A 13596-nucleotide genomic window follows, 5' to 3' on the forward strand; every position below is an offset into this window, starting at 1 on the left:
GGCAACGACCATAGGAGTGACCGGTATGATCCATCACGTTCTTGGGCTGTTTACCCATCCCGACCAAGAGTGGCAGGAGATTCGTGGCGAGGAAGAATCGATCAGCCACATGTACTTGACCCATACCCTGATTCTGGCGGCCATCCCCGTCGTTTCAGCGTTTATCGGCACCACCCAGGTCGGCTGGGTAATCGGTGACCGACCGGCGGTCATGCTGACCGTTGAAAGCGCGTTCTGGATGAGCGTGATGTCATACCTGGCGATGCTGATCGGGGTCGCGGTAATGGGCGCTTTCATCCACTGGATGGCGCGTACCTATGACGCCACGCCATCGATGGCACGCTGCATCGCGTTTGCCACCTACACCGCTACACCATTGTTCGTCGCCGGGCTGGCGGCGCTTTACCCACACCTGTGGCTGGGCATGGTGATCGGCACGGCGGCCATCAGTTACACGGTGTTCCTGCTGTATGTGGGCTTGCCGACGTTCATGAACATTCCGGCGGATGAAGGCTTTCTGTTCTCAAGCTCCGTGCTGGCGGTAGGCCTGGTGGTGCTGGTGGCGATCATGGCGGCCACGGTGGTCATCTGGGGCCTGGGCGTGGGGCCTGTGTATACCAACTAGATCCAAACCAACACTGGGGCATCAAGTCACCGGCCGCCGCAAGGCGGCCTTTGACTGTGTGCTGACCGATGGCTCGGCAGCCTCTGGGGGGTTGCGGCATAATGCGCGGCTGAGGAGAACCTAGATCGCCATGCCCGAGTTGCTCGAATCCCGCGTTGAAGCCTGCTATCAGCAAGCCGAAGCGTTCTTCAAACGGAGCTTCATCCGCCCACAGGTGAGCTTCAAGCTGCGCGGCCAGAAGGCCGGCGTTGCCCATCTGCATGAAAACCTGCTGCGCTTCAATCTGCAGTTGTACCGGGAAAACCACGAGGATTTTCTGCGCCAGACTGTGGCCCATGAAGTGGCGCATCTGGTCGCGCATCAGTTGTTCGGCGACAGTATCCAGGCCCATGGCGAAGAGTGGCAGTTGATCATGCGCGGGGTCTACGAGCTGCCGCCCAATCGCTGCCACAACTATGCGGTGCAACGGCGTACGGCGACGCGCTATATCTATCAGTGCCCGTGCCCGGAGAGTGACTTTGCCTTTACGGCGGTGCGGCACAAGCTGGTGCGCCAAGGGCGGCGGTATCTGTGCAAGCGCTGTCGGCAGGTGCTGGCGTATAGCGGGCAGACGCGGGTGGAGTGAAGCCGGAAGGGTTTTGCGGAGATTGGACGAACTTGGGGCCGCTTTGCAGCCCTTTCGCGACACAAGGCCGCTCCTACAGTTGACCACGCAAGCCAGTCATGCGCAGTCGTCTGTAGGAGCGGCCTTGTGTCGCGAAAGGGCCGCAGAGCGGCCCCAGGTTATTGCCTGATGACTTAAGAGCGCGCTGGGCCTTCAGCTACACCGAGGTCGTCGGTTGGACGAGTGTCGGTCAGCGGCGAGCCGCCCGAAGCCAGTTCAGCGTGCAGCTTGTCTTCGTCCAGCTCCTTGACCCACTTGGCAACCACGATGGTCGCTACGCCGTTACCAATCAGGTTGGTCAGGGCGCGGGCTTCGGACATGAAGCGGTCGATACCAAGGATCAGCGCCAGGCCGGCGACCGGCAGGTGGCCGACAGCAGACAAGGTCGCGGCGAGGACGATGAAGCCCGAACCGGTGACGCCAGCAGCACCTTTGGAGGCAACCAGCAGCACCAGCAGCAAGGTGATCTGGTGGCTGATGTCCATCTGCGTGTCAGTCGCCTGGGCGATGAACACGGCAGCCATGGTCAGGTAGATCGAAGTACCGTCAAGGTTGAACGAGTAGCCAGTCGGGATTACCAGACCTACTACCGACTTCTTCGCGCCCAGACGCTCCATCTTGGCCAGCATGCGTGGCAGGGCCGATTCCGACGACGAGGTGCCAAGTACGATCATCAGCTCTTCACGGATGTAGCGGATCAGCTTGAGTACGCTGAAGCCATGCGCGCGGCAGATACCACCGAGGACGATCAGGATGAACGCCAGGCAGGTGATGTAGAAGCAGGCCATCAGGTAGCCCAGCTGCACCAGCGAGCCGACGCCGTACTGGCCGATGGTGAAGGCCATGGCACCGAAGGCACCGATCGGAGCCAGCTTCATGATCATGTTGATGATGTTGAACATGACGTGAGCGAAGCGATCGATCATGTCCAGCAATGGCCGGCCGTAGCTACCCAGACGGTGCAAGGCGAAGCCGAAGATCACCGAGAACATCAGCACCTGGAGGATATCGCCGTTGGCGAAGGCACCGACCACGGTGTTCGGGATGATGTTGAGCAGGAAGCCGATAGTGGTCTGCTGCGCGCCGGCGGCGGCATAGGCAGCGACACTGCTGGCGTTCAAGGTGTTGACGTCAATGTGCATGCCAGCGCCTGGCTTGACCACGTTGACGACAACCAGGCCGATGATCAGCGCGATGGTCGAGACAATTTCAAAGTACAACAGCGCGTAGCCGCCGGTCTTGCCGACCGATTTCATGCTCTGCATGCCAGCGATACCGCTGACGACTGTACAGAAGATGATCGGGGCGATGACCATTTTGATCAGTTTGACGAAGCCGTCACCCAGGGGTTTGAGCGCAACGCCGGTTTCAGGGTAGAAGTGACCGAGCAGAATACCGATGGTGATGGCAACCAACACCTGGATATACAGCGATTTGTACAGCGGCTGACGAGTCGTCATGGCTTATTTCCTCGAGTGTGCCGGTTTCCACCCTTCCCAGGGCGGGGGCACCTAAAGCGCTAACCCTCCTGCACCCGGAGGGATTTGTCGTTGTGTTCGAGCTGCCTTTGCAGGCCTCTGCCAAAGTGAATAGCAAGGGCGATGCCAAAGTGCTCGAATGAGGTGCAAAGCCTGAACTAGACGGGGTGGCATGCCCAAGGACAGGGCAACCAGGTGGGCCTGAGCTGGCGGATTTCCGCCCGTTGGCGGGAAATGAACGGGCGGCTTGGCGGGAATCCGCCCGGGCGCGGGGTCAGCCGCGCGTGAACACAATCCTGAAGGCAGCACCGCCCAGCGGCGAATCGTCCAGGCTCAGCTGGGCGTCGTAGCTGTCGATGATGTCCTTGACCACGGCCAGGCCGATGCCCTGCCCCGGGTGCTGGCGGTCCAGCCGCTCGCCGCGCTGGAGGATGCGCTCGCGCTGATCGGTCGGCACGCCCGGGCCATCGTCTTCGATGCACAGGAGCAGGCTGTCCGGGGTTTCGCTCAAGCTCACCCGCACCTGGCCCAAACATAGCCGGTAGGCGTTCTCCAGCAGGTTGCCCAGTAGCTCCAGCGCGGCGCCCTGCTCCATGGGTATTTCCGCCTGCGCAGGGACGACCAGGGTGATCGCCACGTGCTTGTCGCGGTAGACCTTGGCCAAGGTATTGCACAGGCTGTCGAGCAGCGGCGCGAGCTGGACACGGTCGCGAACCAGTCCGCTCTTGCGCAGGCTGGCGCGCTGCAACTGGTAGTCGATCTGCTGGCTCATGCGCTCGATCTGGCTCTGCAGCACTCGCGCCTGCTCGCGCTCGCCACTGCCGTGGCCCATGCTTTCGCCCACGCCCTGGAGCACCGCCAGCGGCGTTTTCAGGCTGTGCGCTAGATCGTCCAGCGAGTCACGATAGCGCTGACGCTGTTCGCGCTCACTGTGCAGCAGGCGGTTGAGCGAGCCGGTCAGGCGCAACAACTCGCGGGGATGTTCGCCGCTCAAGCCCTGGCGAGCACCGCTCTCGACCTGGTCCAGCTCCACACTCAGCCGACGCAGCGAGCGCAGCCCCCAGGTCAAGCCGGCCCAAAGCAGCACCAGCAAGGCCAGCAAGGCAGCGCCGAAGCCCAGGTAGAGTTTTTCCTGCAGGCCCTCGAGGGTGTCCTGATACTCGCGTACCGGTTGCAGAGCAACGATGCTGTAGGCGGCGCTCTTGCCGCCGAGCAGTTTTACTTCCACGTCGTAGACGAAGAACTCTTCACCGTTGTCCTGGCGAATGCGGGCAAACTCGTTGCCGCGGCCGTCATAACGCGGCTGGTAGTTGATGTCGCGGTCGGCGGTAGCCCGCGAACGCCAGACCAGCTTGCCGTCGCGGTCGAAGATGTAGCCGATCAACCCGGTGTAAGGCAGGTTGTAGCGCTCATCCGGGAGCTGATCAGGCATCTGCAGGCGGCCCTGCTCGATACGCGCGGCGGAGATCAGCGTGGTCGCATCGGACGCCAGACGCTGTTCGATCGACTCCTGCAGGGCCAGGCTGAAAGCCTTCTGCAGGGCCGGTAGCAGCGCCAGCATGAACAACAGCGCCAGCAGCGCCGCCGCCAGCATCAGGCGCACGCGCAGCGAACGGATCATCGGCAGCGCTCGGTGAACAGGTAGCCCAGGCCGCGCACGGTATCGATCGGTTTGAAGCCGTGCTCGCCCTCGAGCTTGCGGCGCAGCCGGCCGACCAGCACTTCGATGACATTAGGGTCGCGCTCTTCATCGCCTGGGTACAGCTGCTCCATCAGGCGGTCTTTCGCCACCACCTGCTGGTGATGACGCATCAGATATTCAAGGATGCGGTATTCATACGCGGTCAGCGCCAGCGGCTGATCGTCGAGGCTGGCTTGCTTGCGATTGAGGTCGAGCACCAGTGGCCCGGCCGCAATGGTCGACTGGGTGAAGCCGCTGGAACGGCGCAGCAAGGCATTCAGGCGCGCTTCAAGCTCCTCGAACTGGAACGGCTTGACCACATAATCGTCGGCGCCGGCCGCCAGGCCCTCGACCTTGTCCTGCCAGTTGCCCCGTGCGGTGAGAATCAGGATCGGGAAGCTCTTGCCCTGGCTGCGCAGCTGGCGGATCAAGTCCAGGCCGCTCATGCCCGGCAGGCCGAGGTCAATGATGGCGAGGTCAAAGGCGAACTCCTCTGCCTGGTACAGGGCTTCTTCGCCGTTGCCGACCGCCTGGACCACATGGCCGGTTTCGCTCAGGCGTGTGTGCAGATGATGGCGCAGCAGCGCCTCGTCCTCGACCACCAGCAGTTTCATGCCTTTCTCCTTATAACCATCACGCCGCTGTCTTGCCTCTCTGGCGCAGGCACGGCGCAAGGCCGCTGGCGAGCCAGCAGCCTTGTGCGTTGCAAACGCCGATACAGAGTACCAGCACGCCTTAGAACTTGTAGTTTGCCGAGAGGTAGGTCTGGGCGCTGCTGGTCAGGCTCATGCTGCCGATTTTCGGCCCGCCGTGTTCGACCAGTTCGGTGCTGGCGTTGGTGCGCAGGTAGCGGTAGCCCAGTTCGACCGAGGCGTTGTCGGTGACTTCCTGGATAACGCCGGCTTGCAGGCCTGCAGCGTAGCCGTAATTGGTGTCGCGGCTGTAACCGGAGGATTCCTGGGTCAGCTTGGTCACGCCCAGGCTGGCGCCGCCAAATAGTTTGGTGGTGTCTCCCACAGGCAGGAACAGGTCGTAGCTACCGAGCAGGTTTTCCTGGCGCAGCTTGAGCCCGCTGTGGTCACCGGAGACGTTGTCGTAGGTCATGTAGTAGCGACCTTCGTTGTTCATCTTGCCCAGACGCACACCCCAGGTGCCGTCCTTGGCGATCACGCCGTCGGTGTTGAGGTTGTCGGTGCTGCGCGAGAGCAGCCCGGACTTGCGTACTTTGTCGCTGGTCTGGCCGTAGGTCAGGCTGGCGAAGGTGTCGTCGGCGTTGGCCTGAACGCTGAAGCCGGCGGCACATACGGCCATTGCTGCAAGCAGGGTATTGACTGTTTTCATGGGTTCTTACTCCAGTTGGATGCGCTGTTTCGGTCTGGAAGCTAGAGTAAGCAAGGCGCCCTGAACCGCGGCTGAACCCTGCCTGAACCGCCGCTGAACAGCCTGCGCTTCCCTCGCCTAAAGGAGTTGCGACCATGCGTTATCTGTTTGCCCTGGCTTTGTTGAGCTGCGCCAGCCTTACTCAAGCGGCGGTACAGACCCGCCAGATCGATTATCAGGATGACGACGGCAAGCGCCTGGTTGGCTATTACGCCTATGACGATGCTATCGACGGCAAACGGCCGGGCGTCGTGGTAGTGCACGAGTGGTGGGGGCTCAATGACTATGCCAAGCGCCGCGCCCGCGACCTGGCGGGGCTGGGTTACAGCGCGCTGGCGATCGACATGTATGGCGATGGCAAGCACACCGAGCATCCGGCCGATGCGATGGCGTTCATGAAGGCGGCGCTGGAGAACCCGGAAGCAGCTGCCAAGCGCTTCGATGCGGGCCTTGAGCTGCTAAAGATTCAACCAAAAACCGATCCCGACAAGCTCGCTGCGATTGGCTACTGCTTTGGCGGCAAGGTCGTGCTCGACGCGGCCCGGCGTGGCGAGGAGCTGGCCGGTGTGGTGAGTTTCCACGGCGCCTTGGTCACGCAGACTCCGGCCAGCCCCGGCAGCGTCAAGGCCAAGGTGCTGGTCGAGCACGGCGCGGCAGACAGCATGGTCACCCCGGAGCAGGTCGCGGCCTTCAAGGAAGAGATGGACAAGGCCAACGCCGACTATCAGTTTGTCAGCATCGCCGGCGCCAAGCATGGTTTCAGCAACCCCGATGCCGACCGTCTCAGTCATGGCGAGCATGGCGGGCCTGATATCGGCTATGACCAAGCGGCCGACAAAAGCTCATGGGCAGACATGCAGGCGTTTCTGGACAAGCTGTTCAAGTGACCGCTGCGCTGGCAATGGCCAGCTCTGGCACAATAGCGCCATGAACCGACTGCCGACCTGCTGCGCCCCCTTGCAACACCACTGGCCACTACCGCGCCCGATCCCTGGCGCGGTGCTGGTCAGTTGTGCGTTCGACCCGTCCAGGCTTGCTGCCGACGACTTCCAGCGCGCGGGCATCGAGCCCAGCGCCAGCCTCCAGCGCTCCGTAGCCAAGCGCCAGGCCGAGTACCTGGCCGGCCGAGTCTGCGCGCGCGCCGCTCTGCAGCAACTGGACGGTCGTGACTATGTGCCCGCGACCCATGCCGACCGCTCACCGATCTGGCCGGCAGGTATCCGCGGCTCGATCACCCACGGCAAAGGCTGGGCCGCCGCCGTGGTGGCCGATGCTGCCAGCTGCCGAGGCATCGGCCTGGATCAGGAAACACTGCTGGATGAAGCCCGCGCCGAACGCCTCGCCGGAGAGATCCTCACCCCGGCCGAGCTGCAACGGCTCGACCGCAGCCAGCTGGCACTTAGCGTGACGCTGACCTTTTCGCTCAAGGAAAGCCTGTTCAAGACGCTCTATCCACTGACCCTGCAGCGCTTTTACTTCGAGCATGCAGAGCTGCTGGGGTGGTCTGCAGACGGCCTGGCGCGGCTGCGCTTGCTGACTGACCTGTCGTCTGAATGGCGCCACGGCGCCGAGCTGAATGGCCAATTCTGCGTCAACCAAGGGCAGCTGTTGAGCCTGGTCAGCGTCTAGTCTTCAGCTTCCTGCTGGCGCGGCCAGCTCAGGCTGAAGCACGCCCCACCCAAGCCTTCACTGCGCGCAACCACCGCCCGCCCGCCGTGCCAATAGATGATTCGACGCACGATCGACAAGCCCAGGCCGTGCCCACCCGAGGCCCGGGTGCGGCTGTCGTCCAGCCGGGTGAATGGGGTAAAGATGCGCTCCCAGACGCTTTCCGGCACGCCCGGGCCGTCATCCTCGACATCGATGCGGCAGCGCTGCTGACCAAGGTGATAGCTAACGCGCACTTCGCCCTCGGCGTGGCGCATGGCGTTGGCGACCAGGTTCTGCAGCGCACGGTGCAGATAGCGCGGCTCGGCTTCGACCCAGGCGCCGTCCTCATCGGCGCCCTGGCACAGGCCACGCAGCACATTTATCTGCGGGCGCAGCGGCGCCAGCTCGGTGATGACCCGCGCCAGCAAGGCATCCAGGTCGACGGCCTGAAACTGCAAGGCCGGCGCGCCTTGCTCGAGACGCGCGTAGGTGAGCATTTCGTCGACCAGCTTGTCGAGGTCCTGGATATCGCCGTCCATCCCCGCCAGGTGCTTGGCCCGCGCCTGATCGGTGCTGGCGGTTTCGAGCATCTCCAGGCCAAAGCGCAGCCGTGCCACTGGCGTGCGCAGCTCGTGCGACACCGCCCGGACCAGCTCGCGCTGCATGTTCAGCGAGCGCTGCAGGTGCTCGGCCATACCATTGAATGCCGCCGCCAGACGCCCCACCGAATCAGCGCCGCCGGCCGGCACGCGGGTATCGAGGCTGCCCTGGGCAATCTGCGTGGCGGCCGCTTCCAGGCCGGACACGCGCCGCTCCAGCTGACGTACCAGCAGGTACACCACCAGGCCGATCAGGCACAAACCGAGAAACGCGATCAGAATCAGCAATTGCGGCGGGTAGGGATTGAGCTGGTACAGCGGGCCGATTTCCAGTACCCAGGGTGAGCCGGGCACGCCGGAGAACACCCGCACCGAATCACCGTCCTTGCCCAGCGCCATCACCGTATCGCCCTCCTCGACCCGGTGGCGCTGGTCGTCATCCAGTGCCGCCCGCTCCAACCGTTGCAGGCCGATATCGAAACCGAAGCCTTTGCTCTGGCGCAGTTGCGCCAGGCGCTGCGGTTGTTCGCTGACCGGATAACGCACCAGCTCATCAGCCAGCAGGTACACCGTGGCCCGCGCCAGCTGTTCGCTGATCTGCTTGACCTCGGCCACCAGCAGCTGGTCTTCGCGGCCGATCCGGCGCAATACCCGTGCGGCATGCGGGCCGGTCTTGTCGACCACCACCAGGTCGCGGTACAGCCGCGCGCGCTGGCCGCCGTCGAGGGTCAGCGCGGCCATTGGCCGGACATCCAGCGGCACGCCGAGCAGGCGCTCCCACATCAACAGCGAGCGCTGGCGCTCGACCGGGTTCTGCGGCGCGAGGTTGTCGGCCATCAGGCTGAACGTGCCTTGCGCCAGGCGCTCGCGGTGCTGCTCGGCGCGCACCAGGTTGACCAGGTGCAGGCTGACCACGCCGAGCACCGCCACCAGCACCAATACCGCCAGCATGCCGCCATAAATACGCAGGAAAATCGACTTCATCAGGCCGGCGCCGCCTCAGCCACGAACAGATAGCCCTTGCTGCGCAAGGTCTTGATCAGCCGCGGATGAATGGGATCGTCACCGATCTTGGGGCGAATCCTGGAGATACGCACATCAATCGAACGGTCCTGGCCGTCGTAGCCGACGCCGCGCAGGGCGGTAAATATCTGCTCGCGCGACAGCACCCGGCCGGCATGGCTGGCCAGCAGCCAGAGCAGGTCGAATTCGGCGCCGGTGAGGTCGATCGGCTGCTCATCGAGCCAGGCCTCGCGCAAGCTGTTGTTGATCTGCAGCGGGCCAAAGCGCAGCGCCTGCACTTTGCTGTCGGGGCTGTCGCTGCGCCGCAGCAAGGCATTGATACGCGCCAGCAGCAGCCGCGGCCGCACCGGCTTGCAGACATAGTCGTCGGCGCCCAGGTCAAGGCCCTGAACCTGATCGAGCTCATCGCTGCGCGCAGTCAGCATGAGAATCACGCCTTGGTACTGGCCACGTACCCGCCGACAGATGCTCAGGCCGTCTTCACCGGGCAGCATCAGGTCCAGCACCACCAGGTCCGGCTGGCTGTCGAGAATGCGCCGCACCGCGCGCGCGCCGTCTGCCTCGACCGCAACCTCGAAGCCATTGGCCTGCAGGTACTCGGCGGTCAGTTCGGCGAGACGCTGATCGTCCTCGACGATGAGGATGCGGTTGCTGGGTTGGTCCATGCCTGGCCTCTGTTGTTATGGATGGGCTGCCGCTGGTCACCTGAATGTAGCCTTGTTCGCGGATACTACGTCGCACATCTGCGCCTGCCAATCGGCTCTGTCGGCACCGCTGGTCCGAGACAGGCCAGGACGAATTAGCGTGATGCGCCGCACAGCAGTAACATTCTGCAACGGGTCATTACGGTGCGGAAAAAAAGTGAAAAGCCGTGAGGACAAGGCCTACAGCCGATACCCACGAATCACACACAATCTGTACACACGTTATCCACAGGCGGTCGCCTTGCAAACACCCTCAGACCGCATTATCTTGTATCCCCATCGCGGCGAACCACTAGATGTTGGGGTTGGGCCGAAATCGAGAACACAAGTCAGCGGCGAAATTCAAGCGTTTTTTCGACCTGAACTTATGGCAATACAAGCAGCCAAAGCGCTCCTGCGCAGGCAGACCGAGGCAAGCCTTGCACAGGGCTTGTTCGGGTACGGGTGTTGCAGGCACAGCCTGGCGACCCCGACAGCAACAGATTTTGCGTTGTAACGCAGAACCTTTGACTTCGGCCAGGGAGCGGCAAGCTATTGCCCCTTATTCCTGAGTCTGTCCCGAAGTCGGCACGCCCGAGCTGGCGGATCCACGTGCGCGTGGGCTCCCCGCTCGGGCAAGCCAACTGGCGGATGGAACGGTGGGCGTGGATGACACGCCCGAACACTATTGAAACTGTGGAGACACCCACCGATGCAAACCGACACAACTCGCGAGAACCCGCAGGCCCAAGCGCCGCAGGCCGCTGATTCGAACCAGGATCTGGCTGCCACTGCGCCTGGCCAACTGCGTGTGATCAAGCGTAACGGCACTGTCGTCGCCTACACCGACGACAAGATCACCGTGGCCATCACCAAGGCGTTCCTTGCAGTTGAGGGCGGCACTGCCGCCGCTTCGTCGCGCATCCACGACACCGTTGCGCGCCTGACCGAGCAGGTCACCGCAACCTTCAAGCGTCGCATGCCGTCGGGTGGCACCATCCACATCGAAGAAATCCAGGACCAGGTCGAACTGGCCCTGATGCGCGCCGGCGAGCAAAAAGTGGCTCGTGACTACGTGATCTACCGCGACCAGCGCGCCAAAGAGCGTGCTACCCGCGCCAACAACGATGCCGTGGTCGAGCCGCACCCGTCGATCCGCATCAGCCTGGCCGACGGCAGCAAGGCGCCGCTGGACATGGCCCGCCTCAACACCATCATCAGCGAAGCCTGCGAAGGCCTGGCTGAAGTCGACGGCGAGCTGATCCAGCGCGAAACCCTGAAGAACCTGTACGACGGCGTTGCCCTGAAGGACGTCAACACCGCCCTGGTGATGACCGCCCGTACTCTGGTCGAGCGTGAGCCGAACTACTCGTTCGTCACCGCCCGCCTGCTGATGGACACCCTGCGTGCCGAAGGCCTGAGCTTCCTCAACGTAGCCGACAGCGCCACCCACCACGAGATGGCCGAGCTGTACGCCAAGGCCCTGCCTGCCTACGTTGCCAAAGGCATCGAGTTCGAGCTGCTGAACCCGGCCCTGGCCGACTTCGACCTCGAGCGTCTGGGCCAGGCGATCAACCACGAGCGCGACCAGCAGTTCACCTACCTCGGCCTGCAGACCCTGTACGACCGCTACTTCATTCACAAGGATGGCGTGCGCTTCGAGCTGCCGCAGGTGTTCTTCATGCGCGTGGCCATGGGCCTGGCGCTGGAAGAGAAAGACAAGGAAGCCCGTGCGATCGAGTTCTACAACCTGTTGTCGTCGTTCGACTACATGGCCTCGACCCCGACTCTGTTCAACGCCGGTACCCTGCGTCCACAGCTGTCGAGCTGCTACCTGACCACCGTGCCGGATGACCTCTCGGGCATCTACCACGCGATCCACGACAACGCCATGCTGTCGAAATTTGCCGGCGGCCTGGGCAACGACTGGACGCCAGTGCGCGCGCTGGGCTCGTACATCAAGGGCACCAACGGCAAATCCCAGGGCGTCGTGCCGTTCCTCAAAGTGGTCAACGACACCGCCGTTGCGGTCAACCAGGGCGGCAAGCGCAAGGGCGCGGTCTGCGCCTACCTGGAAACCTGGCACCTGGACATCGAAGAATTCATCGAACTGCGCAAGAACACCGGTGATGATCGTCGTCGTACCCACGACATGAACACCGCCAACTGGATCCCTGACCTGTTCATGAAGCGTGTCTTCGATGACGGCCAGTGGACTCTGTTCTCGCCGAACGAAGTACCTGATCTGCACGATTTGACCGGCAAGGCCTTCGAAGAGCGTTACGAGTACTACGAAGCCATGACCGAGTACAACAAGATCAAGGTATTCAAGACCATTCAGGCCAAAGACCTGTGGCGCAAGATGCTGTCGATGCTGTTCGAGACCGGCCACCCATGGTTGACCTTCAAGGACCCATGCAACCTGCGCTCGCCGCAGCAACACGTCGGCGTGGTGCACAGCTCGAACCTGTGCACCGAGATCACCTTGAACACCAACAAGGACGAGATCGCAGTCTGCAACCTGGGCTCGATCAACCTGCCGAACCACATCGTTGACGGCAAGCTCGATACCGCCAAGCTGCAACGCACCGTCAACACTGCCGTGCGCATGCTCGATAACGTGATCGACATCAACTACTACTCGGTACCGCAGGCACGTAACTCGAACCTCAAGCACCGTCCAGTCGGCCTGGGCATCATGGGCTTCCAGGACGCACTGTACCTGCAGCACATCGCCTACGGCTCCGACGCTGCCGTCGAGTTCGCCGACAAGTCGATGGAGGCGGTCAGCTACTTCGCCATCCAGGCCTCGTGTGACCTGGCTGACGAGCGCGGCGCCTACGAGACCTTCCAGGGTTCGCTGTGGTCCAAAGGCATCCTGCCACTGGACTCGCAACAGATCCTGATCGAAGCCCGTGGCCAGAAGTACATCGACGTCGACCTCAACGAGAGCCTCGACTGGGCACCGGTACGTGCTCGGGTACAGAAAGGTATTCGTAACTCGAACATCATGGCCATCGCGCCAACCGCGACCATCGCCAACATCACTGGCGTATCGCAGTCGATCGAGCCGACCTACCAGAACCTGTACGTGAAATCGAACCTGTCCGGCGAGTTCACCGTGATCAACCCGTACCTGGTGCGCGACCTCAAGGCCCGCGGCCTGTGGGACTCGGTCATGATCAACGACCTGAAGTACTACGATGGTTCGGTGCAGCAGATCGAGCGTATCCCGCAAGAGCTGAAAGACCTCTACGCCACCGCGTTCGAAGTCGACACCAAGTGGATCGTCGATGCCGCCAGCCGTCGCCAGAAGTGGATCGACCAGGCGCAGTCGCTGAACCTGTACATCGCCGGCGCTTCGGGCAAAAAGCTCGACGTGACTTACCGCATGGCTTGGTACCGTGGCCTGAAAACCACCTACTACCTCCGTGCCCTGGCCGCGACCAGCACCGAGAAGTCGACCATCAACACCGGCAAGCTCAACGCCGTTTCCAGCGGCGGCGACAGCGCCCCGGTCCAAGCCGCAGGTCCAGCACCTGTGCCGAAGGCCTGCGCGATCGACGAGCCGGATTGCGAAGCTTGCCAATAAGGCCGGCGCAGCGCTGAGCTGACACCACCGCAGCCATTACCCCCCCGGTAATGGCTGCGGTTTTTTTTGCCTGCGCGGCAGCGCTTGAGTCAGGCTTGGCGAGGCCCTTGCGACACCCGCTCGCGCCCTGTCGTCAGGCGCTTACAGGCAATCCTTCTGTTTGACCCTGATCAAGATAAAACACCATATGCAGTGTGCGGCAAAATAAAGCAGCACAAGAT

At 62.7% G+C, this 13596-nt stretch carries 11 protein-coding genes; 5 read left to right on the plus strand and 6 right to left on the minus strand.

The genetic code is table 11. The annotated features are described in order from the left end of the window. The first annotated feature begins 25 nt into the window (after window positions 1–25). A complete protein-coding gene (locus IDM28_RS17245) occupies window positions 26–625 on the plus strand; it encodes a Yip1 family protein (RefSeq protein WP_101321762.1) in 600 nt (199 codons plus the stop codon). A 130-nt stretch (window positions 626–755) separates the two neighbouring features. Then, the gene (locus IDM28_RS17250; RefSeq protein ID WP_150570945.1) at window positions 756–1250 is read left to right on the plus strand and encodes a SprT family zinc-dependent metalloprotease; all 495 of its coding nucleotides are present in this window, start codon (window positions 756–758) and stop codon (window positions 1248–1250) included. Window positions 1251–1423: 173 nt separating this feature from the next. On the opposite strand, the gene IDM28_RS17255 is transcribed toward IDM28_RS17250, so the two are convergent. The 4 genes from IDM28_RS17255 to IDM28_RS17270 form a co-directional block, all read right to left on the minus strand. Beyond that, window positions 1424–2749 (minus strand): dicarboxylate/amino acid:cation symporter, encoded by a 1326-nt coding sequence (locus IDM28_RS17255; RefSeq protein WP_101321764.1) that lies wholly within the window; start codon window positions 2747–2749, stop codon window positions 1424–1426. A 292-nt stretch (window positions 2750–3041) separates the two neighbouring features. After that, entirely contained in the window at window positions 3042–4388 is a 1347-nt protein-coding gene (locus IDM28_RS17260) for an ATP-binding protein (protein WP_101321765.1), read from the minus strand. Continuing rightward, a complete protein-coding gene (locus IDM28_RS17265; protein WP_101321766.1) occupies window positions 4385–5062 on the minus strand; it encodes a response regulator in 678 nt (225 codons plus the stop codon). The genes IDM28_RS17260 and IDM28_RS17265 overlap by 4 nt, the downstream gene beginning before the upstream one ends. A gap of 121 nt (window positions 5063–5183) precedes the next feature. Beyond that, window positions 5184–5789 carry an outer membrane protein gene (locus IDM28_RS17270; protein ID WP_101321767.1) on the minus strand — a complete coding sequence of 202 codons (606 nt, stop codon included), beginning with the start codon at window positions 5787–5789 and terminating at the stop codon, window positions 5184–5186. Window positions 5790–5923: 134 nt separating this feature from the next. Between IDM28_RS17270 and IDM28_RS17275 the strand changes: the two genes are divergently transcribed. Next, entirely contained in the window at window positions 5924–6715 is a 792-nt protein-coding gene (locus IDM28_RS17275) for a dienelactone hydrolase family protein (protein ID WP_188036546.1), read from the plus strand. 40 nt (window positions 6716–6755) lie between these two features. Then, window positions 6756–7457 carry a 4'-phosphopantetheinyl transferase gene (locus IDM28_RS17280; protein WP_188036547.1) on the plus strand — a complete coding sequence of 234 codons (702 nt, stop codon included), beginning with the start codon at window positions 6756–6758 and terminating at the stop codon, window positions 7455–7457. Here IDM28_RS17280 and IDM28_RS17285 read toward each other — a convergent pair. Next, window positions 7454–9064, minus strand: coding sequence for an ATP-binding protein (locus IDM28_RS17285; protein ID WP_181089960.1), 1611 nt, complete (start codon window positions 9062–9064; stop codon window positions 7454–7456). The two genes, IDM28_RS17280 and IDM28_RS17285, sit on opposite strands and share 4 nt — an antisense overlap. Further along, complete coding sequence (locus IDM28_RS17290; RefSeq protein ID WP_101321771.1) at window positions 9061–9765, minus strand: response regulator transcription factor; 705 nt, start codon at window positions 9763–9765, stop codon at window positions 9061–9063. The genes IDM28_RS17285 and IDM28_RS17290 overlap by 4 nt, the downstream gene beginning before the upstream one ends. 730 nt (window positions 9766–10495) lie before the next feature. Here IDM28_RS17290 and IDM28_RS17295 point away from each other — a divergent pair. After that, window positions 10496–13375 carry a ribonucleoside-diphosphate reductase subunit alpha gene (locus IDM28_RS17295; RefSeq protein WP_101321772.1) on the plus strand — a complete coding sequence of 960 codons (2880 nt, stop codon included), beginning with the start codon at window positions 10496–10498 and terminating at the stop codon, window positions 13373–13375. Window positions 13376–13596 lie beyond the last annotated feature (221 nt).

The organism is Pseudomonas sp. EZ-C24 (assembly GCF_014525325.1).
GTDB classification, from domain to species: Bacteria; Pseudomonadota; Gammaproteobacteria; order Pseudomonadales; family Pseudomonadaceae; genus Aquipseudomonas; species Aquipseudomonas shirazensis.